The 20,857-nt window shown below is 63.5% G+C and carries 19 protein-coding genes and 1 tRNA gene; 9 read left to right on the forward strand and 11 right to left on the reverse strand.

Annotated elements, in window-relative coordinates; translation table 11 throughout:
• Positions 1-75: 75 nt before the first annotated feature.
• On the reverse strand, positions 76-1,962 hold the full coding sequence (locus tag ACZK33_RS16000) for a formylglycine-generating enzyme family protein (RefSeq protein ID WP_032130291.1): 1,887 nt from the start codon (positions 1,960-1,962) through the stop codon (positions 76-78).
• 84 nt (positions 1,963-2,046) lie between these two features.
• Between ACZK33_RS16000 and rnd the strand changes: the two genes are divergently transcribed.
• Both rnd and ACZK33_RS16010 read left to right on the forward strand, forming a co-directional pair.
• The gene (rnd, locus tag ACZK33_RS16005) at positions 2,047-3,126 is read left to right on the forward strand and encodes a ribonuclease D (protein WP_423173861.1); all 1,080 of its coding nucleotides are present in this window, start codon (positions 2,047-2,049) and stop codon (positions 3,124-3,126) included.
• Between the two features lie 90 nt (positions 3,127-3,216).
• Complete coding sequence (locus tag ACZK33_RS16010; protein ID WP_032130293.1) at positions 3,217-4,290, forward strand: hypothetical protein; 1,074 nt, start codon at positions 3,217-3,219, stop codon at positions 4,288-4,290.
• Positions 4,291-4,364: 74 nt separating this feature from the next.
• Here ACZK33_RS16010 and ACZK33_RS16015 read toward each other — a convergent pair whose 3' ends face one another.
• Together ACZK33_RS16015 and ACZK33_RS16020 are read right to left on the reverse strand one after the other, a co-directional pair.
• The gene (locus tag ACZK33_RS16015; protein ID WP_032130294.1) at positions 4,365-6,695 is read right to left on the reverse strand and encodes a TonB-dependent receptor; all 2,331 of its coding nucleotides are present in this window, start codon (positions 6,693-6,695) and stop codon (positions 4,365-4,367) included.
• Positions 6,696-6,875: 180 nt separating this feature from the next.
• Positions 6,876-7,457, reverse strand: a complete 582-nt coding sequence (locus ACZK33_RS16020; RefSeq protein WP_049401702.1) for a TetR/AcrR family transcriptional regulator — start codon at positions 7,455-7,457, stop codon at positions 6,876-6,878.
• Between the two features lie 101 nt (positions 7,458-7,558).
• Between ACZK33_RS16020 and ACZK33_RS16025 the strand changes: the two genes are divergently transcribed.
• The 4 genes from ACZK33_RS16025 (at position 7,559) to ACZK33_RS16040 (ending at position 10,614) form a co-directional block, all read left to right on the forward strand.
• Positions 7,559-8,614, forward strand: coding sequence for a sugar phosphate isomerase/epimerase family protein (locus ACZK33_RS16025; protein ID WP_423173860.1), 1,056 nt, complete (start codon positions 7,559-7,561; stop codon positions 8,612-8,614).
• 20 nt (positions 8,615-8,634) lie between these two features.
• Positions 8,635-9,528 (forward strand): alpha/beta fold hydrolase, encoded by an 894-nt coding sequence (locus ACZK33_RS16030; RefSeq protein WP_423173859.1) that lies wholly within the window; start codon positions 8,635-8,637, stop codon positions 9,526-9,528.
• A complete protein-coding gene (locus tag ACZK33_RS16035) occupies positions 9,518-10,444 on the forward strand; it encodes an alpha/beta hydrolase (protein WP_423173858.1) in 927 nt (308 codons plus the stop codon). Before ACZK33_RS16030 ends, ACZK33_RS16035 begins: the two co-directional genes overlap by 11 nt.
• A 94-nt stretch (positions 10,445-10,538) precedes the next feature.
• Positions 10,539-10,614 (forward strand) — tRNA-Ala (locus ACZK33_RS16040).
• 326 nt (positions 10,615-10,940) lie between these two features.
• Here ACZK33_RS16040 and ACZK33_RS16045 read toward each other — a convergent pair.
• The 6 genes from ACZK33_RS16045 to ACZK33_RS16070 form a co-directional block, all read right to left on the reverse strand.
• The gene (locus tag ACZK33_RS16045; protein WP_423173808.1) at positions 10,941-11,795 is read right to left on the reverse strand and encodes an aKG-HExxH-type peptide beta-hydroxylase; all 855 of its coding nucleotides are present in this window, start codon (positions 11,793-11,795) and stop codon (positions 10,941-10,943) included.
• The gene (gene yhhC, locus ACZK33_RS16050; RefSeq protein ID WP_423173807.1) at positions 11,788-12,372 is read right to left on the reverse strand and encodes a cyclophane-containing peptide 2OG-Fe(II) oxygenase YhhC; all 585 of its coding nucleotides are present in this window, start codon (positions 12,370-12,372) and stop codon (positions 11,788-11,790) included. The genes ACZK33_RS16045 and yhhC overlap by 8 nt, the downstream gene beginning before the upstream one ends.
• The gene (locus tag ACZK33_RS16055; protein ID WP_478453587.1) at positions 12,369-13,280 is read right to left on the reverse strand and encodes a hypothetical protein; all 912 of its coding nucleotides are present in this window, start codon (positions 13,278-13,280) and stop codon (positions 12,369-12,371) included. The genes yhhC and ACZK33_RS16055 overlap by 4 nt, the downstream gene beginning before the upstream one ends.
• A 220-nt stretch (positions 13,281-13,500) precedes the next feature.
• Entirely contained in the window at positions 13,501-13,674 is a 174-nt protein-coding gene (yhhA, locus tag ACZK33_RS16060) for a YhhA family cyclophane-containing RiPP (protein WP_423173805.1), read from the reverse strand.
• 396 nt (positions 13,675-14,070) lie between these two features.
• Complete coding sequence (locus tag ACZK33_RS16065; RefSeq protein WP_478453589.1) at positions 14,071-15,000, reverse strand: Kiwa anti-phage protein KwaB-like domain-containing protein; 930 nt, start codon at positions 14,998-15,000, stop codon at positions 14,071-14,073.
• Positions 14,997-15,581, reverse strand: a complete 585-nt coding sequence (locus tag ACZK33_RS16070; protein WP_423173803.1) for a hypothetical protein — start codon at positions 15,579-15,581, stop codon at positions 14,997-14,999. The genes ACZK33_RS16065 and ACZK33_RS16070 overlap by 4 nt, the downstream gene beginning before the upstream one ends.
• Positions 15,582-16,000: 419 nt before the next feature.
• Here ACZK33_RS16070 and ACZK33_RS16075 point away from each other — a divergent pair, with 419 nt between their 5' ends.
• The 3 genes from ACZK33_RS16075 to ACZK33_RS16085 all read left to right on the forward strand — a co-directional run bounded on the left by ACZK33_RS16075 (position 16,001) and on the right by ACZK33_RS16085 (position 18,068).
• Complete coding sequence (locus tag ACZK33_RS16075) at positions 16,001-16,231, forward strand: hypothetical protein (protein WP_423173802.1); 231 nt, start codon at positions 16,001-16,003, stop codon at positions 16,229-16,231.
• Between the two features lie 734 nt (positions 16,232-16,965).
• Positions 16,966-17,577, forward strand: coding sequence for a hypothetical protein (locus ACZK33_RS16080; RefSeq protein WP_423173801.1), 612 nt, complete (start codon positions 16,966-16,968; stop codon positions 17,575-17,577).
• Positions 17,574-18,068, forward strand: a complete 495-nt coding sequence (locus ACZK33_RS16085; protein WP_478453592.1) for a hypothetical protein — start codon at positions 17,574-17,576, stop codon at positions 18,066-18,068. Before ACZK33_RS16080 ends, ACZK33_RS16085 begins: the two co-directional genes overlap by 4 nt.
• Positions 18,069-18,129: 61 nt before the next feature.
• Here ACZK33_RS16085 and ACZK33_RS16090 read toward each other — a convergent pair whose 3' ends face one another.
• Together ACZK33_RS16090 and ACZK33_RS16095 are read right to left on the reverse strand one after the other, a co-directional pair.
• Positions 18,130-20,064, reverse strand: coding sequence for a helix-hairpin-helix domain-containing protein (locus tag ACZK33_RS16090; RefSeq protein WP_423173799.1), 1,935 nt, complete (start codon positions 20,062-20,064; stop codon positions 18,130-18,132).
• Positions 20,065-20,850 (reverse strand): PP2C family serine/threonine-protein phosphatase, encoded by a 786-nt coding sequence (locus ACZK33_RS16095; RefSeq protein WP_478453594.1) that lies wholly within the window; start codon positions 20,848-20,850, stop codon positions 20,065-20,067.
• Positions 20,851-20,857: the final 7 nt, after the last annotated feature.

Below are 20,857 nucleotides of genomic sequence, written 5' to 3' on the forward strand. Positions count from 1 at the left end.
GCGGGCCCCGCCGGCCGGCGGGCACGGCGCAATCTTAGTGCGCCGATGCCAGCAACGGGTGAAGCCGGCCGCCGATCAGATGCCGCGTACCAGGCGGAAGCCGATGCGCGCGTTGGTGGTATCCGAGTCCTGGGATTGCCGCCAGGCGGCACGGGTCTGCTCCGGCGCATTGGCCCAGTTGCCGCCCCGGATCACCCGTGCGCGGCAGCCCGGGTTGAACCAGGCGGCGCCATCGGAGGGCGCGCGCCGGTAGCTGGCATGCCAGCAATCGGCCACCCATTCGCTGAGATTGCCGCCCATGTCGTGCAGGCCGAAGGCATTGGCCTGGAAACTCCCTACCGGTGCCGGCCCCCACCAGCCATCGCCATAGCCGATGAAGGCGTTGTGCCAATGCCGCCCGGACGGCGACACGTCCTTGCTGCCGGTGAAATTGCCGCTGCCCGGCGGCGGCGTGCCGGCATCCCCCCAGGGGTAGCGACCACTGCTGCCACCGCGCAGCGCGTACTCGAACTCTGCTTCACTGGGCAACCGGTAGCTGCGCCCGGTCTGCTCGGACAACCACGCCGCATAGTTTTCGGCATCGCGGATGCTGACGTGCATCACCGGCGAATTGGCCATCGCGCGGCCACCGTCGTAATCCGAGCGCCAGTCCACGCCGCTGCGGCGGATGAAGTTGCCGCTGCGTTCGTCATAGACCACCGAATGGCCGCGCCGCGTCGCCCGTGGGCGCGCATTGGTCGCCTTCACGTAGCGCTGGAAATCGCTGACCGTGACCTCGGTGATCGCCATCGCAAAGCCTCGATCAAAGCGCACATAGTGCGATGGTCGCTCGGCATCGCTCGAGCCCGGCTCGGCATCGCCGGCGCCCATCTGGAAACCGCCATGCGGCACCACCACCATCTGCGGCCCGCGTCCGCCATCGCGCATGGCGTCGCTGAACACCTGTCCAGGGCGGAAGCTGCCGTAGTGGGTGGCCAGGTCGATACGCTCACGCAGCTGGGCCACCACCGCGTCTCCCGGCAGGGCGATGCGCAGGGCCTCGGCCAGTTTCTCGCGCGCCGGCTTCAGGCCCTGCGGCGTGGACAGGTCGCGCAGGCCGTCATCGCGCAGCTGCAGCAATGCCGCCGCACGGATCTGCTCGATGCGCTCGAACGCGTCGGCGATGGTGGGCGACGAGTCGCGCACCTTGCTCGCTTCGGCCAGCCAGGTGCCGGCGCTGGCGAAATCACGCGTGCGTGCCGCGTCTTCGGCGCGGCGGATCAGTCCACTTTCGGCCGCGGCCAGTCCCTGCCGTGCGCGGCTGTTGTCCTCATCCAGTGCCAGTGCCTCACGGAAGTTGCCGATGGCCCCGTCCCCGTCCTCGCCGATCCGGTCCGAGCGCAGGTCCTCTTCGCCGGCGCGGTTATAGGCCACCACACGCTGGGCAAGCTCCACCCGTCCCTGCAGCGCACGCACCTTTTCGTCCTTTGGCGCCAGCGTCAGCAACACCAGCGCCTGGCGGCTGGCCTCGGCCAGCGCCTCGCGCTGCTTCAGCGGCCGCACCAGCAACGCATCCGCCTGCTGCTGCAGGCGCTGGCGGGCGCGCTGCAGGCCTTGGCGGGCCTGGCGGTCATCCGGATCCTCTTCCTGTACCGCCAGCCACAGCGGGATGGCGGCATCGGCATCCTCATAGAGCCGTCCTTCGGCGAACGCCTGCTCGGCGGCGCGGCGCAACTGGGCCAGGCTGCGGCCCTGGCGGTCCACCCGCGGCGGCGTCCACTGCTGTACATCCTCGGCGGCATCCTCACCGGCGATGGTCACGCTGCCCTGCCCGGCCTGCGGGCGCTCGTCGCTGTCTGCGTCCGCGGACGGGCGCGCCTGTTCCCCGGCACTCCGGTCCGTTGCCGTGGGGGGCGACGGCGTGCAGCCGGCCAGGGCCAAGGCCAGGACGGTGCACAGCACGGGCGACAACGAAAAACGCAAGCAGAGCCTCCTTCGGCACGGACGCGCACCGACGTTAGGCTATTCTCCCCTGCCTGAGCAAACCCGAGTAGTAGGCCCTGACCCGTGGCAACCTGGATCACCACCCCCGCCGAGCTGGATGCGTACTTCCTGCAGCGCCCGACCCGCATCGGCCTGGATACCGAATTCATCCGTGAGCGCACCTTCTGGCCGCAGCTGGCCCTGGTGCAGATGGCGATCGGGCAGGACATCCTGCTGATCGACCCGCTGATTCCCGGCATGACCGAGGCGCTGGCGCCGTGGCTGGCCGATGAATCCATCACCAAGGTGATGCACAGCGCCAGCGAAGACCTGGTCGCCTTCAAGTGGGCGTGCGGCGTGCTGCCACGGCCGCTGTTCGACACCCAGATCGGTGCTGCGCTGGCCGGCATCGGCGGCGGCATGGGCTACCAGAAGCTGGTGGCGGAAATCACCGGCGTCGCGCTGGCCAAGGGCGAAACCCGTTCGGACTGGATGCGCCGCCCGCTTTCGGAGTCGCAGCTGCAGTATGCCGCCGACGACGTCGAGCACCTGTTCGCGCTGCATGACGCCATTGATGCCAAGCTGCAGGCACTCGGCCGCCAGCAGTGGCTGCACGACGATGGCGAGCGCCTGCTGGCCAGCGTCGCCAATGACGAAGACCGCTGGCCGCATCTGGCGATGCGCTCGGCGCAGTTCCTCGACGCGGCCGCACAGCACCGCCTGCTGCGCCTGCTGCGCTGGCGTGATGTGCAGGCACGCAACAGCGACCGCCCGCGAAGCTGGATCCTGGACAACGAACTGGCCGCCACCCTGGCGCGCACGCCACCGGCCGACGAGGCTGCGCTGGGCAAGCTGTTCGAGCAGTTCCCGAAGGCACCGCGCAAGCTGGCCGGCGCGGTCTGGCAGGCGCTGTCCACACCGCTGGCCGATGAGGCCGGGGCACCGCTGGCGCTACCCGCCAACGACAGCAACAAGCAGGCGGTGAAGAAGCTTCAAGACGCGGTGGCCGAGCGCAGCCGCGAGCTGGGCCTGCCGGATGGCGTGCTGGCCTCCCGCAAGCATCTGGAAAGCTATCTGGAACGCCACCAATGGCCGGCAGCACTGGCCGGCTGGCGCCAGCAGGAACTGGAATCGCGGTTGCAGGCGCTGCTGCCGGCACGTTGATGGCACAAGGCGCCGGACCACGCCGGCGCCGTGCACCTCAGGCCTGCTGGGGCCGTGCTAGGGTTTGCCGGTACTGACAAGGAGACGTCGATGCAGACCCTCAAGATCGCGACCGCCTGCGCACTGCTGCTAACCCCGTTGGTCCTGGCATGCGCTGGGCAGGCCGCACCGCTTTCCTATGCACAGGAAAAGGAGAACACAGCCAAGCTGGTGGACATCATTGACGGTGCCACCCGCGATGGTCTGGTTGCCGTGCTGGTGCCGGCCCCGTATGTCGTGCACAACGGCGGGCCAGGCGTCGGCTCTCCGGTCCCCGGCTTTCATCTGGGCAACCGCTCGACCGACCTGCCCGGGTTCTCGACGCGGGTGTCCTTCCAGCACAAGGACATTCCCTCCCAGGGCTATGTGCAGCTGTTCAACACCAACGAACTGGAAACCGGCCCGCAGCGGACGGTGTTGATGGACGTGTTCGAGGTGCATCTGATTCCGCCGGGCACCTATCTGCTGAACGGTGCGGAGAACTACCGCCTGAACACCCGCGTGGCCAAGCTGAAGCCGCTGGGGACCATGGACGAAGTATCGAAGGACATCGGCGCCACCCGCCTTGCCGACGTCGACTACCGTTTCTATTCCTGGAAGAAGGTCTGGGTACCACCGGGCGTCCTGACCGATCAGCACTCCCAGCAGGTCTGCATCTCGGTGCACGTGGCTTCCGGCAACTGCGTGGCATGGGGCACCCAGAACTATGAAACCTCGCGCCCCACCGAAGGCTACTGGGATGACAGGATCGTCCCTGAAGACATCCCTGCCGTACGCATCCAGGCGGTCATCGCCAAGGCCCACGCGCCACTGGCCTTCACTGCCCACGAAGGGCAGATCCTGCTCAGCCCCTTCATTGTTGCCGCCGACGGCGATATCGATTTCAACGCGAACGACTGCGCACCGGTCGACAAGCTGACGGGCTGCGCCCTGCGCCGCTTCAGGGTGCACTACCAACCCGCGCCGTTGGACGCTGCACGCAAGCACATCGCAATCACCTCGCGCGGCCTCAACGGCAAGCAGCGCAAGGTACTGGAGCGGATGGAGGCGATGCAGCTGCAGGTGCTGGGCCCCAGTGCGCCGTCCGATGCAGCGCTGGGCAAGGGCGTCAGCGCCACGCCTTGAGCACGGATGATGCCTGGCCAGCAACGAAAAACGGCGCTCGATGAGCGCCGTTTCCGTTACACGACGGGGTGGGCTTACCAGTTCATGTTCAGCGAGACACCCACCGTGCGCGGCTCGTTGTAGACCGCGGCCATGTAGTTTTCGATCACACCCTTGAGGTTCTTCTCGTTGGTGATGTTGCGCGCGAACAGCGCCACTTCGTAGGCACCGTAGTTGCCCGAGTAGCCGATCTTCAGGCCACCCTCGAAGTCACCCTTGGAGTTGAACTCCTTGCTGTCGTACAGCACGAAGCTGGTGTAACCCTGCTTGTTCCAGTCGGTGGAGACGAACATGGTGCCGGCGTCGCTCACCGGGAAGTCGTAGCGGGCCGCCAGGTTGACGTTGTACTTCGGCGCGTTCGGCAGCGGGTTGCCGTCGATCTGCGCGAAGGTGTTGGCACCGACCTTGATGGTCGGGTCGCCGACGGTGCACACCACCTGGCCGTTGAGGCCGCAGACCTGCGCGTAGACGCGCTTGTCCTTGATCTCGCTGTGCAGCAGGCTCAGGCCGGCGCTCAGGGTCAGGTTCGGGATCGGACGCAGCTCCATGTCCGCTTCGAAACCGTAGGCCTTGGCCTTGTCGGCGTTGAACAGCACGCCGTTGCCGTCCGAATCGTTGCCGTTGAGCTGGATGTCGTTGACGGTGTAGGTGAACGCGGTGGCGTTCAGGCGCAGGCGGTTGTCCCACAGGCTGCTCTTCACGCCCGCTTCCCAGGACAGGATGGTCTCGGAATCAGCGGTGGTGAAGTCGGCATTGAACACCGCCGAACGGCCCTGGATGGTCGGGCCGCGGAAGCCGCGTGCGACCTTGGCGTAGACGCTCACGTCCGGCGTGATCTGATACATCGCGCTCAGATCCCAGCTCGGGGTGGTGTCGGACATCTTGACGTCGGTGCGGCCCTTGTAGGTGACCACGCCAGCGGCAGTGTCAGCCGTCTTCAGCAGGCGGGTGTGCTTCTCGTCCTTGGTCTGGCGCAGGCCGGCAGTGACGGTGAACTTGTCGGTGAAGGCGTAGCTGATCTGGCCGAAACCGGCCCACGAGGTGTTCTTGTTGCGCAGGCGCACCCAGTTGTTCGGGTTGCGGGCCGCGCCCTGCAGGAACCATGCACGCTGGTAGAAGTCGGTGGTGTCGCTGCCGTTGAAGTAGAACGCACCGGCCTGCCACTGCAGGGCGCTGTCGTCATGGCTGGCCAGGCGGAATTCCTGGGTCCACTGGTCCAGGTCACGGATGCGGCCCATCGACTGGCCGTAGCCGTTCGGCACGCCGTTGACCGGGAAGTTCACCGCGGCACCGCCGTCGGTGTCGCCACGGCTGTAACCGGAGGTGGTTTCGTAGGCGGTGATCGAAGTGAAGTCGATCGCGCCGAAGTCATAACGCGCCTTCACCGAACCGCCATAGGTCTTGTACGCCTGCGGGTTGTTGCCGGCTTCGTCGTAGGCGACCTTGTCGCGCGGCACATCGGTCTTGTTCGAGCCCTTGGTCAGCGCACCGCGCAGGAACAGGGTCGAGGTGCCCTCGTAATCACGGGCGTGGGCCGAGGCCAGGATCGAGAACTGGTCGCTCGGGGTCAGCAGCAGCTGCGCACGCACGTTGCGGTCATCGAAGCCGCCCATGGCGTTCTTCTTCGGGCTGACCGTGCCGTCGGCGCTCGGGCCCTTGTAGGTGTTGTCGACGTAGTCATCGCGGTGCTGGTACAGGGCCGACACGCGGAACGAGGCGATGTCGTTGATCGGGCCGCCGAAGCCGCCGTCGATCGACACGCTGTTGTAGGACGCGTAGCTGGCGCTGACGCGGCCGGTGTAGTCCTGGGTCGGCTTCAGCGTGTCGAACTTGATGATGCCGGCGGTGGTGTTGCGGCCGAACAGCGAGCCCTGCGGGCCGCGCAGCACTTCCACCTGGTCCACGTCATAGACCGGGTTGGACTTCAGCACCACGTGTTCCAGCACCACGTCGTCCTGGATGATCGACACCGGCTGCGAGGCACCGAGGTAGAAGTCGATGTTGCCCAGGCCACGGATGTAGAAGCGCGGGAAGATGCGGCCAGTGGTGGTTTCCGCATACAGGCTCGGCACGCGGCCGGACAGCGCCAGCAGGGTGTCGTCGCCGCCGGCGGTGAAGTCGCGCATGCGCTCGCCCTGCACCACGCCCACCGAGACCGGCACTTCCTGCAGGTTCTGCTCACGGTGTTCGGCGGTCACGGTGATCGTGTCCAGGCCGGTCGGGGTCGGCGCGCTGTCCTGTGCGGCGGCGCCGAAGCTGCCGACCAGGGCCAGGCCGGCACAGGCCAGGGCCAGCGGATGGCGGCGGAAGGAAACGAAGGAAGACGACATACCCGACAGGCGGCGGGAATCGGAATGGGAGGGCATGAAATGCTCTGAGGAGGCGTCCGTGCGGCCTGCGCGAGCCGGGCGGCAAAAAGGAGGATAACTGCGCAAGCCGCCATTATCCCCCAAATTGTTACGATTTCGTTGCGCAGCGCCCAAACCCGGAGAAACAAGCGGTTTCGGCACAGTCACCGGGCATTCCGCACGCCCTGAAGGCTTGACTCAGGGCAGCGGGGTCAACGCCACATCGACCATCGCCAGCAGCCGCTCGCGGCTGATGCCGTCACGGGCCTGCACCGAAATGCCGTGCAGCACCGTGGCGAAGTGATCGCCCAGTGCCTGCACCGCCACATCGCCGGCCAGCTGCCCTTCGGCCTGCGCCTGCTGCAGCCGCGCAATGATCGCCGCCGTACGCTGGCGACGATGGCTGGCCAGCCAGTCCCGTACGCCCTCGCCATCGGGCGACACGCTGCTGGCCGAGGACACCACCAGGCAACCGTGTGGCCGCCCGCGCCGGGTGTAGGTCAACACGGCGTCACGCAGCATGGACCCGATCGCCTCGCGCAGCGTGGCCTGCTCCAGCGCGCGCGGCGCGAAGCCGCCCTCGTCTTCCTCATACAGCGCAACGGCTTCGCGGAACAACTGCTCCTTGCTGCCGAACGCGGCATAGATGCGTGCAGAGGCGATGCCCAGTGCTTCCACCAGTGCCGACATCGACGTGCCTTCATAGCCGTGCTGCCAGAACAGCAGCATCGCCTTGCGCAACGCCTGGTCCCTGTCGAATTCGCGCGGTCGCCCTGCCATCTGCCTGCCTGCTCCAGTGAGGCGCGCAGTGTAACGCGGGTGTTGACCACCGCGAGGGTCGCGCCTATTCTTTGTTGATCGACAAACAATTGGAGCAACACATGCAGACCCTCAAGGGCCCCAGCCTGCACCTGGCGCAGTTCGCCGGCGACCAGGCCCCGTTCAACAGCCTCGCCAGCATTGCCGCGTGGGCCGCCGGCCACGGCTTCAAGGCCCTGCAGATTCCCGCGTGGGATGCACGCCTGTTCGACCTCGCCACGGCTGCCGACAGCCAGGACTACTGCGACGACCTCCGCGGCACCCTGGCCGAGCACGGCCTGCAGGTCAGCGAACTGACCACCCACATCCTCGGCCAGCTGGTGGCCGTGCATCCGGCCTACGACGAGCTCTGCGATGGCTTCGCCCCCGAAGCACTGCGCGGCAACCCGAAGGCCCGCAGCGAATGGGCGCAGCAGCAGCTGCGCCTGGCCGCCCGTGCCTCGCGACGGCTGGGCCTGCAGGACATGGGCACCTTCTCCGGCTCGTTCGCCTGGCCGTATCTGTTCCCGTTCCCGCAGCGCCCGCCGGGCCTGATCGACGCGGCGTTCGACGAACTGGCACGACGCTGGCGGCCGATCCTCGATGCCTGCGAGGACAACGGCGTCAACCTCTGCTACGAGATCCATCCCAGCGAAGACCTGCATGACGGCACCAGCTTCGAGCGCTTCTTCGAACGCGTCGACCAGCACCCGCGCTGCCGCATCCTGTTCGATCCCAGCCACTTCGTGCTGCAGCAGCTGGACTACCTGGAGTACCTGGACATCTACCACCCGCTGATCCGCATGTTCCACGTCAAGGATGCGGAGTTCCGCCCGAGCGGCCGCCAGGGCATCTATGGCGGGTATGCCGACTGGACCGAGCGCGCCGGCCGCTTCCGCTCGCTGGGCGACGGCCAGGTCGACTTCAAGTCGATCTTCTCCAAGCTGGCCCAGTACGACTACCAGGGCTGGGCAACGCTGGAATGGGAGTGCTGCCTGAAGGACCAGGAAGCCGGCGCGCGCGAAGGTGCCGCGTTCATCCGCGACCACATCATTCCGGTCACCGACAAGATCTTCGACGACTTCGCCGGTGCACCGATCAGCACCACACAGATGCAGCAGATGCTCGGCATCGCCTGAGCCCCAACGGAGCAACCCCCATGAACACCCTTTCTTCCGCTGGCACTGCCGGCGACGATGCCCTGCGCCATCACTACCTGCGTATCGACGGCCAGCGCGTGCATTGTGTTTCCGCCGGCCATGGCGAGCCGGTGCTGCTGATTCCCGGTTGGCCGCAGACCTGGTATGCCTGGCGCCACGTGCTGCATGCGCTGGCCGAAGCCGGTTTCGAAGCGATTGCCGTGGATCCGCCGGGCATCGGCGAATCCGACCGCCCCGCCCACGGCTACGACACCGGCAGTGCCGCCGCCGTCCTGCACCAGACCATGCAGGCACTGGGCCACGATCGTTACCAGGTGGTCGGGCATGACATCGGCATGTGGATCGCCTATGCGCTGGCCAGCGATCAGCCGCAGGCCGTGCGCCAGCTGGCGGTCACCGAAGCGGTGATTCCCGGCCTGGCGCCGGAACCGGGCATCTTCGCCGCACCTGCTGACAACATCTTCCTCTGGCACTTCATGTTCAACCAGGTGGCCGACCTGCCCGAGGCGCTCATCACCGGTCGCGAGCGCGCCTACCTGGAATTCATGTTCGATCGCTGGTCGTACCGGCGCGATGCGGTGGCCGCCGATACCTACATTGCCGCCTACAGCCGTCCGGGCGCATTGCGCGCAGGATTCGCCTGGTATCGCGCGATTCCGGAGACGATCCGCCAGAACAAGCAGCGCGCGCAGCGCCGCCTGCCGATGCCGGTGCTGGCGATCGGCGCCGAGCACGCCACCGGCGATGCGCCGATGCTGACCCTGCAGCCACATGCCGACGATGTCCGCGGCAGCATCGTGCCGGGCTGCGGCCACTTCATCATGGAAGAAGCGCCACAGGCATTCCTTGCACAACTGCTGCCGTTCCTGCGGGAGGCACGCCATGCTGCTTGAACCGGCGCTGCAGCAGTTCGTCGACGCCGTCGCCGCCCATGCGCTGCCGGAAGACCTGCGCGAACTGCGGGCGATCAGCGAGAGCGCGTTGCCACAGTTGCAGGGAGCACCACAGCCGGTTGCGCATGTGATCGAACACACGGTAATCGCGCGCGACGGGCATGCGTTGGAGCTGCGTTTCTACACGCCGGAAGGGCTGCCCGATGGACCGGTACCGGCTCTGCTGTTCGCCCACGGTGGCGGCTGGTTCCAATGCTCGCTGGCGGTCTATGACGGCCCCTGCCGTGCGCTGGCCAATGCCAGTGGCTGCGTGATCGCCGCAGTGGGCTACCGGCTGGCGCCGGAGCACCCGTTCCCGGTTCCACTGCATGACGTCGCCGACGCCTGGCAGTGGTTGCAGGACAACGCCGAGCGCCTCGGCCTGGACCCACGGCGGCTGGCAATCGGTGGCGACAGCGCCGGCGGCAACCTCGCCGCCGCCTGCTGCCTGCTGCTGCGCGAACGGGGCCTGCCGCAACCGCGCCACCAGCTGCTGCTGTACCCGGCGCTGGATGCCGGCATGGGCAGCGATTCCTACCGCGACTACGCCACTGGCTACTATCTCAGCGCCGAACTGATGCAGCGCTGCTGGCAGGCCTATCTGGGGGGACGGGATCAGCCGCCGTCACTGGCCTCGCCCGCCCACACAACCAACCTGCAGGGGCTGGCGCCAGCCACCATCCTCAGCTGCGAGCACGACCCGCTGCGCGACGAGGCCGAGCAGTACGCCCATCGCCTGCAGGCTGCGGGCGTCGATTGCACGCTGGAGCGCCTGTCCGGAATGATCCACGCCTGCATCCACCTGCGCACGGTCAGTGCCAGCACTGACGTAGCGGTTCAGCGCGCGGGCGCCTTGCTGCGCCGGGCCCTGCACTGAACCGGTTTGGGACGGTGGCAGGCCTTGTGCCGTCGCCGGCCCGGCCCGGCGCTTGGCAAGCCCGGCAGGCAGCGCTACACTGAAACCCTGCCGTGGGGCCATAGCTCAGCTGGGAGAGCGCGTCGTTCGCAATGACGAGGTCAGGAGTTCGATCCTCCTTGGCTCCACCATTAAATTTTCTTTATCTATCAAGAGGTTGGACAGGAGGCTGTCCAACCTTTTTTATTGTTCCACGCCAGTCAATCCAAGCAAAAACAGATCTTTCCAAGGATGGCTTTTCCCAACTGTTTCCCAGGGCCATGACAGGCATCCTCCCTGTGCTGCGCGAAATGTTCCCCGGAAAGCCAATGATCTGTTCTTCGGAAAAACGATTCTTCACGTCCAATCTCCTTGTCATTGAGGAATGGACTCCAACCCGTCTCGCTACTCAATCTCGGGGGGACGTCGGTTTGCGGGCAGCAATGAAGGTCCCGCGGCCGACTACCCTGTGGCGGGGCTATCGCGGCGCTGCGTTCCCAGAGGACTTGGGCAGGACCGAATCGAACAGGCGGCGGGCGAGCTGAGCGCCGACGGGCGTCAATCCGTCTGCGTCAGCAAAGGCCGCCAACTGCGAAACTTCCTCACCAATCTCTGGCAGCCTGCGCTGTGCGTAAGCGCAGGCTGGCCCACGAAGGGAAAGCCACTCGTGGATCACTGCAAACACATACAACCCATGCAGGACACCACCTACGGGGCGGTGCCCCCCACGCCACGGCGAGAAGAAGGTCAGTTCACTGTCATGAATCATTGGAAGGACCCGTTCGATCAGTGACAACTGCAGGTGCATGGCTTCGTGGATGAACCCCTCGGCCAAGCGCAGCGCCGCGAACCGTTCGTGGACAGCCGGAACGGACACGAAGACGCTGAAAGGAAGCGCGGGATCGCTGTGACTGGTGTCCATCCCCTCCCCCGCAGAACGAAGCAAGTGCGTCGCCTTCGCCAAATCGGTGACGGAGGCAAGCAACGAAGCCGGGATTGCATCCGTGCTCAGCGCGTCATGAAAGATCGCCTTGGGACTTTCGGCCACCTCATGGGCGGAAAGAAAACTTAAGCCTTGCCCTTGATAGGGCGCCTCTACGGCAGGAGCCAGCACCTCAAGGCATGTCAACTTGCCCTCCCCTGCTTCCAGCGTCTGGACCCATCGAGGGTTGCAGTCCGGCCCGCCGACGTAATGAGAGGTCCTGTAATCAAAGGAGGCGGCCTGAGATGCCTCGCCCCACGCTTGGATCAGCACCTTTGACAGACCGGGGAACCAACTCGGCTTTGAAAAGGAGAGCGCTGAGGCGACCTGGGCGACAAATACGTTAGGCATTTCTGGCATAGAAGGAGAACACCAACGTGTATCGATCGCCCGACACGATGGGCGTCACTGCATGGTGCGAGGTTGGACCAATGGCGAACGCAAAGCTGGTGTCGTGCTGGGGACGAAACGCTTTAGCCAAGTCCGCAGCGTCGCCCGAGGAAAACAGCATCAAAATGCCCCCGTTCTCATCGACCCACCCACGATTGAGCTGAACCAGGACCCGATGTGTCTCCTGACCGGGAATGTAGTCGTTGTGGATGCGGATACGCTGCCCGCGCACCAACTTGTGGGCGGTCACGTCACACTGTTCGCCCAGTTGAGTGCCGAACACGGCTTCCACCTTGGAACGGACCGCCTCGATGATGGGTCGCCCCAGCAATGCATCGATCGCCGGCGGTAGCTCGCAGTCGAGCAGGCTGAACTCATACTGCTCGTAGAAACTTGCCACCTTCAGGTGCCATGGGGCAGACGTCTCAAGCCAGGACAGCACGACTTCGCTCTCTGCCCTCCCCAGGGCGCAGGGGACCGAACAATGATCGAAGGGATGGCGATCAAGTGCGCTCGCACTTTCCAAGAACCCTTTCACGCGATGAGCCCCTCACCCCTTAGCCTGTTTCGAATAGATCCGATGATGTGCAACTGATCCGAGCAGTAGACGGACGGATTGTTAAGACCGTCGTCCTGGCTCCAGCGATGAAGCGGCATGCCCCCGCCACACACCGACAACTCGGTGCACGAACGGCACCTTGATGCAGTAGGGCGCTGGATCTTGTGGTAGCGAGCGAACTCATCGCTCTGGACCACCTCGGAAAAACCATGGGTATGAACAGACCACGCTTGCTCAAAACGATCAGCCCCGGGTTCTGTGCTCTTGAGCGTATCATTCTTCGTGATGCTGCCGTCGGTGTCCACGATCAAGATGCCGTAATCCATTTCGCCCAGGCCTTCCTTGACGCCCCTGCCCCCCAGCACAAGCTTGATCAGATCGTCCAGGAAGCGAATCTTGGGCGGGGCTGGATCTGCTAGGTAGCAATCCAGAATGCCCTCTAGCCACTGCCCATACTCGATCGACTGCGCGGCAACCTTTCCATACGGAAGAACCGAGTGGTTCCCGTCCCTATACAAAAAGTCGATTGAGGGCGCACCGAGCGACGTCAAGTGGGCATAGACCGCAGCAGGCGAGGAGCCGGGATCAATGACCGCCAGCACTCCTGAGAAGAGACGCTCGGAAGAGGGGTGAGCCTTGAGAAGCGAAATCCCTGCACGGGTCTGACCATGCGTTCCCTGGCCCTTCTTGCCAACCCTGAAGCGATCGTGGACGTCCTCGGGACCATCGATGCTGATGGACAGGGACACATCCGATTCATCGCAAACGTCGAGGATCTCCTTGGTCAACAGGACCCCGTTGGACTGGATGGCGATCGGATAGTCTCGGGAGAGCACGCTCCTTAATGCCGCCAATAGCTTCTTCAGCCGGCGCGGGCCCAGCATCATCGGCTCACCACCATGCAGCACATGGCGAACTTGCGAGACTGGGTCTGCGCCAGTTCTGAAAGCCGTCGGCAAAGCGCGTCGACGGTCGCGTCACTCAGGAGGGCGGGCATTCCACGCCAACCTTCGTCCCCCATGTTGTAGACATAGCAGTAGGTGCAATCAATGTTGCACCTACTGGCTACTTTCAACAGAACTGTGTCGACTTGGGCAGTCGACGTGCTCACCTGTTATGCCGGTTGTGCACGCGATCGTAGCCGCCCATGGCCATGTCGTCGTTGCGAACTTCTTCGGCTAAGCGGGCAAGCGCCACGCTGGAGACAGCCGCCAAGTTCATCTCCACCTCGGCGCCGGTGTTGCGAGCGTCGATACTGCCTTCGTTAAGCGGGTAATCCATGTCCAACCTCCTTTGTGCAGGAGAAGAGATGGTATTGGATTCAAAACGGGTTGTAAATACACATTTTTTGGATTTCGATCAATCACTTACGAAGCAATTGCATGCACGGCCCGGGACCAAAGAAATCAAGAAAATAGATATAAATCAACTGGTTACATTTTTTCTATTTTAGATCATCGGTTTCGCCGCATCGACTTGCGTCCCACGGCAGCAGAAAATGGGGGGGGACCCTGACATTTTCCGCGCAAGCGACTGCTGCACGGGCTTCGCAACGCGAAACGCTGCACCCACGACTCAGGACCTCAGCTCAGCCGCCCAAGTCCGTGAGAACGATTCGGCGCTCTCCTTGGAGGCCTCACAAATGTTCCTGGGACAGCCGCCGCGACTCAACGGCGGCTACTGGACTGCATCGACGCGATGACCGCTTGGCACGTCATACATGATGTCGGTGATCTCGCTGATCAGGCGCTGGTCTAGAAGCAGCCTCATGATCACCACAGCGGTCTCTTCGGATGGAACAATGAGCCCATTGGCGTCGAACGCCACGCCCCATTGGCGTTTTTCACACACTTGGCGGAGAGTGGCAAGATACTTCGGGTTTTCATATAGCCTGCGCTCCTGGATGACCGCCATCCGGCGCAGATGGGTGCCATTGCTGCCCACGTGTGCTACCAGGGGAGCCAGCGTGGTGAACAGCGCTACGAACTCTGCTTCGCCCTGAAGCTGAGCAAAGGCGTTCACGAAGCCAGCCCGATACTTCAACATCGACTCAAACGCACGCTTGTTGCTCACGAGCAATGCGCCATCCAAGGCGAACAGGTCAAAGCCTGGCTCCAGCGTAAAATCCACATCCTCCACCGCGCTGAGCGCTCCATTGTGGAACGACATGTTAATGATGCTCTTCTTCTGATACGAGGTCTTCCACGTCGCCGGGGAACGCCGCAGCGCATACAGCACCCGATCTCCATGGCAGAACTTCACGACGTAACCAACCGCGTTCTTGAGCTGCTCACGCCCTTTCACGGGGTGCTCAAGCTCGGGCCTGTCGACCAGCGCCTGAAGGGCAGCGAAGTCGGTCTCTGCTGCAGCAACGGAAAGGCAGCCATCGTCTGTGGGCTGGGCCAAATGACCGTAGGGAATCCACTCGGTCATCTTTGTCCTTTGCGCCTTGGCGAACCCCCGCAGTGTGCCCTCCAGTGCCTCGTCCACGCGGACGTAGCTCGCTGAGAACCGATTTGCGGTTGTGCTGGCTTTGAAAACCCACACGTGGACCCCTGCGCCGTCGAGGTCGAACTCTTGCAGCGCCTTCAGTGCTTGATCGGTCACGGATCCCCCATTAGGTAAACGTCCTGTATTTCTTCGGCCATTTGAATGCTGGGCACGAGCGAGCCCCTTTTCAAGACCCTAACCATGCGAATCACGCCGGTTTGCCCTAGAGCGACTTTGACCTCGTAGAGCTTCCAGCCCAATACGATCAGCAAGGGATTCATCAAGATCTGGCCTGACCGGTAGGTAATCACGAACAGCCCGACCCAAAAGACCAAAAAGCCTCCCAACTTCTGGGGCTCTGCATAGCTCAAGCCCATGAAGGACACCACGTAGGGAAGCACGTAGTTGATGAGGTCATTGGGAATGGCCTTGGTCTCCAAAACGTGGACACGGTGCGTCAGGCGGACTGACCGCAGCACCCGCACCATCAGCAGGAGAGCGCTCAAGGTCACCGCAACGCTTCCCCAAGCCAGCCAGGGGTGGGCGAAGATCTGGAACTGGCAGTCCCATTGCCCTTTCCACCCGCAAACCGGTGCCCCCCAGTAAGCCGTCGAGATGTCCTGCACCATCAAGATCAACGCCAGCGGCAAGTAGGAGCCCAAGAAGATGAAAACCGCTGTCCAAAACCGGAACTGCATGCATTGGCCCCCTTCTGTTGTAGACCGGCATTATCGCTCCCAGGCATCGCACCGCCTGAGAATCGCTCCCGGGGCCGGCAATGGGAAACCAGCGCCAAACGGAGCCTTTCCCCTGGAAGCATAGAATCCTTGCCAGATCGGAAGCAAAAGCTGCGCGCCGACCGTCCTAACGACTCGGCGTGGCTCACCAAGCCCTCGGGCGCTGGCCGCCTCATAACCCTCGCATGCAGCCGTGATTCCCGCAGGCCCTTGGCGTTGAGGGTCTCGCGCGCCCATAGCGCGCCTACCGCCCCCACCTGTTCGGCCCAATTCTTGGGAACTTTGACGCCTTGCACGATCGCCAAGAGATGCAAACGGCTTGACAGTGCAGCTCGACTGGCTTGCCCCGGACTTCCCTTCATCGCTGTTGCTAAAAGGAGTTGATCAATGACGGAACAGAAAAGGCTTCCACGGCTCCCCTGTTGTCTCGCGCGGATCTCCAATACGACTACTCATGGGAGGCATCGGAGGGCGACAATGCCCGCATCGTTGGTTTCCCGGACAACGTGCTGCTGAATCGACACGAAGCATACGAGATCCTTCCCTTTATCAATCGGTTTGCCGACAAACATGGGTGGAAAAAGAAGATCTCCGGCCAAAAAGCGGAGTGACTCATCAAGGAGCATCTTCCTTCCAATGTGCGCAGTCACGAGAACGTGCGCCAATGGCTGGAGAGCAACTGGAACGCCAACGATGGCGAATGGAACAAAAAAAGGAACGCGGCGATATCGCCAAGTGAGCTGAAGTGAGCCACCGATCCCCCTGACAACGCGTCAGCCCTCCTCGCCCCGGCCCGATGGACCGGGGCGAGTTCGTTCAAGGATGCCGCAATGGACCTGCCGAGGTCGCAGCCTTGGCTCAACGTTGTGCTTGGGATGTGGGATTGCAAGCAGTCACAGGCGCTGCCGCTGCATTTCTGGTCTACCCATCGGCCTAAGCCTTGAGCGCGAGAGCAGGCACGCGGTCGGACGGCCCTCTTCTCCCTTTTCTTATTCCGGTGGAGACATCAAAGGGCCTCAAATCAGCCTTTTTCGGATAGCGAAGTAAAAGGCTGCGCCTCGCTCCGTGCATTCAAATAGGAATCGATTTCATTTAAATGAATTCGTTTGTAGCATTGCCGCGCCAACGGGTCAGGATCGCCCTTCGCAAGCAACGCCCCACCCAAACGGTGCGGAGGGGCTACGCCAGCTCTGCGGTCACTCAACCGAGATCAAACGGCTTACCTCCTCCCTATCTGCCACCTTTGCATGGATGATTGACTGTGCCCCCCCCCCCCCCAATCGAGCGCATCGAAGTGTTGCCTGCGTCGGCCTCGGCCATCGATGGCGGAGGAGCCCTGGCCGGGGTGATCAACGTGATCCTCCGCCGGGATTACGTGGGCACCGAAGTCAACCTGCGCTATGAAACCACGGATGACGGCGAGGCACCGGTGCGCACCGGGAACCTCACCGCGGGCTTCGCCTTGGAAGGCGGGCGGACCCAAGTACTTCTCTCGGCGCAGTACCAAATGACCAGTGAGCTGAGGGCCAAGGATCGAGACTTCCTGCAGCGGGGCCGTGCTCGCCAGTTGGCCAACACCCCAGATTCCCTGTTGATTCCCTCCGGCGTCACCGGGAATCCTCCTGCTGGCATGTTGGTCAACGTGCGCAGCGCCAATGGCACCGCCCTGCCCAACTTGCGTGTGTCGTTGGACTACTTCCGCATCAAGAAGAACAACAACATCACTAGGGGACATCAACTACGTCCAAGGCGAAACAATGGACAGCAACTCCATGAACGAGTCGCTCTCTGTCGCCCACGACGACCAGGCACTGTTTCTTACCAGCATGGGCATGTCTGGGTTCGGAACAACGCGCGAGCAGAAGCTGACGTAGGAGGGCGCCGCCGAGCTTCTGTGGGAACAGCTGATCGGTCCTTTGCAGCTCAACAGCGCCCGCGGTTGGAGGCGCTGAGATGATTTCCACGAGCGATTTCCAAGTATCCGTGGCGGGCGACTGCGCGCCCCTCTCTCTGATCCTGCCTCGCGAAACGGGTGAGCTGGCCATGCTGATGGGCTGGTCAATGGAGGGAAAACCGGCCGCCTTCATTCTGACCGGTCCTCACCGCTTCACCTGTCACCTTTCAGAGGGCGCCGATTGCTGGACCGGGCTCGTGTTCTCTTCGATACGGATTGAGATGGATGAGACCAGCACCTTTAGTCCGCAATCCAGCCAAACGCCTTTGTGCAGCCTCGTCCGCCAAGGCACTTCTTTGGTCGCTCGAGCAACGGCGCCCGACATCAGAAGCTCGAACACGGTCGTTCTTGAGAAGGGTCTCCCTTCTGCTGGCGAGCTATCCGTCGGCTTCCGCCGTTGGCAGGTCGTCCTGGGGCATGGGGCTGAAAAGCGCGTGCTGTTCAATGTGGGGGAGCCATCCGATACCGTCCCCCCCACGCCCGTGGGGCACTAGGCCCCGACGTTTTCTGCAAGGCACTCTGGCTCCCGAAGCCAGCCAGAGGAGTTCCTTCGACCTACAGAATCCCAGCCGCCTTGGCATCGGCGGTTTGCTGCGACAGCATATCAACCGCAGCGCGCATGGCCTCCTCCAAGGATCTGCGGCGAGCCATCGCGGCTTGTCGCATCTGCAAAATGACCAATCGGCCAGCCACCAGATCAGACTCGATTTGGGCCCGCCGTCCTTGAATGGTGCGGTCCAGATCCGCGACCTGCCGGGGGTCGATCGCCGAGTTTGGGTCAAAGAGGAATCGTGCTTCTGCATCTTGCCGCCACTTCATCAAGCGGTCGGTCAACGCCGGGCCGAACCCCGGCACGTTGAGGACTGCCTGGCGACTGACGTCCGCTGCCGTCTCAATACCGAAAGACTCCAGCATGGCCTTCTTGGTTGCGCCGATTCCAGGAATGGACGCGCGCTCGATCTCGAACTTGTCCAAGAACTGTTTCAGCGCGCTCTGGTGGCGGTTGTTGAAGAGCGCGCGGTAGCGCCTTTCTCGTTCTGCGGGCAGACCGACATGCTCGTCCCGCAGGGGACGAAGGAGGTTATGCTTGGCCTGTAGCTGCGTGTCGGCTTGCTCTTGGGTCCAACGCGCCGCAAGTCCGTCGTAATGGGCCTTGGCCTTCTTGTAGCTGGCGGCCAAGGGCGCCGAGTCCGACCGGCCACGGCTGTTCACCCACGCCCCCAGTGCCCATCCCATGCAAGCCCAGAGGGGCGCGAACACGGCCGAGAGTGCAATGCCCAGCACGGCAATTGCCAAGCCCACCATCCACCCGGCGGTTTGCCAGAACGTCCGACGCCGGCCCCACGCTTGCATCTGGGGAGCGGCCTGCACGGCCTGCAACTGAGGGATGGCCTGCATTGGGGGCAGCACCGCCGTTGTAATGTCCCGCCAGACAGCGTCCAGGTTGAACGGACCAGAGGCGAGCTTGGAGATGACCACTGCGCCGCCACCAAAGAGCGCAATACCGGCGCGCTCAATCGGACACCAAGGACACTCGGGGAGTCCATTAAAATGGAAATGGGAAGGCCTTGAAGCACACCTCTTGAAGTTCTGCTCCAGCTTGCTCAGCGCTTGAACCCAGTCTTCAGCCTTCGGACGCCCGCCTGGCTTGGCCCCGTCAGGGCCGAACGCCTTTTCCCAAAGATCTGCAACCCAGGGCGACGCCGTGGCAGGCAAGGCACTCAACGGCGGCGGGCTCATTCGGGTCCGCGCAGTGTCTTTGCCGTAGGCGTAACGGAACTCCGGGATCGCCTTTTCGATGGGCATGTCTCCCGGACCACTGTAACGGCCGGCGAACGGGTGACGACCGTTCATGAGCATCTGAAAAATCAGGACGGCCAACCCGAAGTTGTCGTGATTGGCCGTTCGCGTCACTTGCTTAAATGCCTTCCCGTGGAGCTCGGGCGGCGTGAAATCCTGGACCCCAACCTCGCACAAGAAAGTGCGCCCTTGGTGCGTGATCTGAAAGCTGTCGGTGTCGATCAGCTTCACCGTCGCATCGGGCGACACCCGCACGCCGCCGTGGTTGACGTCCCCGACCAAGTGGCCGGCTCGATGCAGAACAGAAAACGCCTTGGCCGTGTTCAGCGCAACGCGGACCACCAGCCGCCAGTCGGCTTGCGGGAACTCGGCCAAACGGCTCTTGGGACTGTAGAGCTTGTGGATGTCCTTCGATGCACGAAGGTTGGCCATGACAAAGCCGCAGACCTTGCCATCGGAGTGCCGCAGCACGTCGGTGGGCCAGGCCGTGAGTTGGTCCAGCGCAGGGGTCCGGAGGGCGGCCATGGCCAACAGCTTGTCCGCCCTCTCACTGCTGATCGCTGCCAAGTAGATCTTGGCGGCCGAGTCGGGTTTGCCTTCAACCTCGAAGACTGTTCCCTCTCCGCCCTTGCCCAGCTGCTTTCCCAAGCGGACCGGTCCGGATTTGCCAACCAGAGCAGACGAGGCCATTTAAGCCTCCTCAGGTGACGCCGATGCCTCGGGCACCTTCGCCAGCCGGCTGGCAAGCAGGAGCGTCTTATCGTCGTCCGTCCGCTCGCAGATCATCGGGGAACCAAGGTATGCCTCGAGCTTGGACGACAACTCCTCGCTGTAGCCCAAGTTATCCAGTGCTCGCACCGGCACGAATATTTTGTCAAAGAAGGGGGAATGGACGCTCTGGGTGGCTTGGTGAAGCACCAGTGCTTCAATGCCATCGGTGAACACCGCGACCTCATCGACGGGACCGGCACTGCACGAAAACTCGGCATTCAATACAGCCACCGGATCCGTGACAAAGACCGTGGTGTTGATGTACTCGCCGTGTTGCGGCCAGAACACGTAAGCCCAGTCGTCACCGCGGGGCCGGATGACGATGGCACCGTCGCCTACTTGGAAGAAGCAGGCGTGGGTTGGGGACACGATGGCCGCCACCAACGTACACGCATACTCCCTGACCTCCAGTCCCTCAGCAGCGGCCCTGTGCGCGATCCGGGCCGCGACGCCGGCAAGCCAGTTCAGCACGACGTCCCGGGTGACCTGCTCAACGCTTTGGCCGTCGTCAAAATGATTGCGCACGCAGTCCCGAATCTCCGCCGTCGCCAGCTTCGCTCCCGTTGCCGATTGCGAGGCGCTTCCGGCGCCATCGGACGCCACCAGGAGCACGGTGCCGTGCACTTGGAAGAACTCCTGCTCGTAGGCGTCCTGGCAATCCGTCCCAAACTTGATGTGGGAAGTGCCAATGGAAGACGCTGCCACCACGCGC

This window comes from Stenotrophomonas sp. 86156_Sma, from assembly GCF_056481625.1.

What these genes read in the sequence shown, in the direction of transcription:
- ACZK33_RS16010 (WP_032130293.1), top strand. Translation starts at nt 3,217, where the DNA reads ATGCAGACCCTCAAGATCGCGACCGCCTGCGCACTGCTGCTAACCCCG.
- ACZK33_RS16015 (WP_032130294.1), bottom strand. Translation starts at nt 6,695, where the DNA reads ATGCCCTCCCATTCCGATTCCCGCCGCCTGTCGGGTATGTCGTCTTCC.
- ACZK33_RS16020 (WP_049401702.1), bottom strand. Translation starts at nt 7,457, where the DNA reads ATGGCAGGGCGACCGCGCGAATTCGACAGGGACCAGGCGTTGCGCAAG.
- ACZK33_RS16025 (WP_423173860.1), top strand. Translation starts at nt 7,559, where the DNA reads ATGCAGACCCTCAAGGGCCCCAGCCTGCACCTGGCGCAGTTCGCCGGC.
- ACZK33_RS16030 (WP_423173859.1), top strand. Translation starts at nt 8,635, where the DNA reads ATGAACACCCTTTCTTCCGCTGGCACTGCCGGCGACGATGCCCTGCGC.
- ACZK33_RS16035 (WP_423173858.1), top strand. Translation starts at nt 9,518, where the DNA reads ATGCTGCTTGAACCGGCGCTGCAGCAGTTCGTCGACGCCGTCGCCGCC.
- ACZK33_RS16045 (WP_423173808.1), bottom strand. Translation starts at nt 11,795, where the DNA reads ATGCCTAACGTATTTGTCGCCCAGGTCGCCTCAGCGCTCTCCTTTTCA.
- ACZK33_RS16055 (WP_478453587.1), bottom strand. Translation starts at nt 13,280, where the DNA reads ATGATGCTGGGCCCGCGCCGGCTGAAGAAGCTATTGGCGGCATTAAGG.
- yhhA (WP_423173805.1), bottom strand. Translation starts at nt 13,674, where the DNA reads ATGGATTACCCGCTTAACGAAGGCAGTATCGACGCTCGCAACACCGGC.
- ACZK33_RS16070 (WP_423173803.1), bottom strand. Translation starts at nt 15,581, where the DNA reads ATGCAGTTCCGGTTTTGGACAGCGGTTTTCATCTTCTTGGGCTCCTAC.
- ACZK33_RS16085 (WP_478453592.1), top strand. Translation starts at nt 17,574, where the DNA reads ATGATTTCCACGAGCGATTTCCAAGTATCCGTGGCGGGCGACTGCGCG.
- ACZK33_RS16090 (WP_423173799.1), bottom strand. Translation starts at nt 20,064, where the DNA reads ATGGCCTCGTCTGCTCTGGTTGGCAAATCCGGACCGGTCCGCTTGGGA.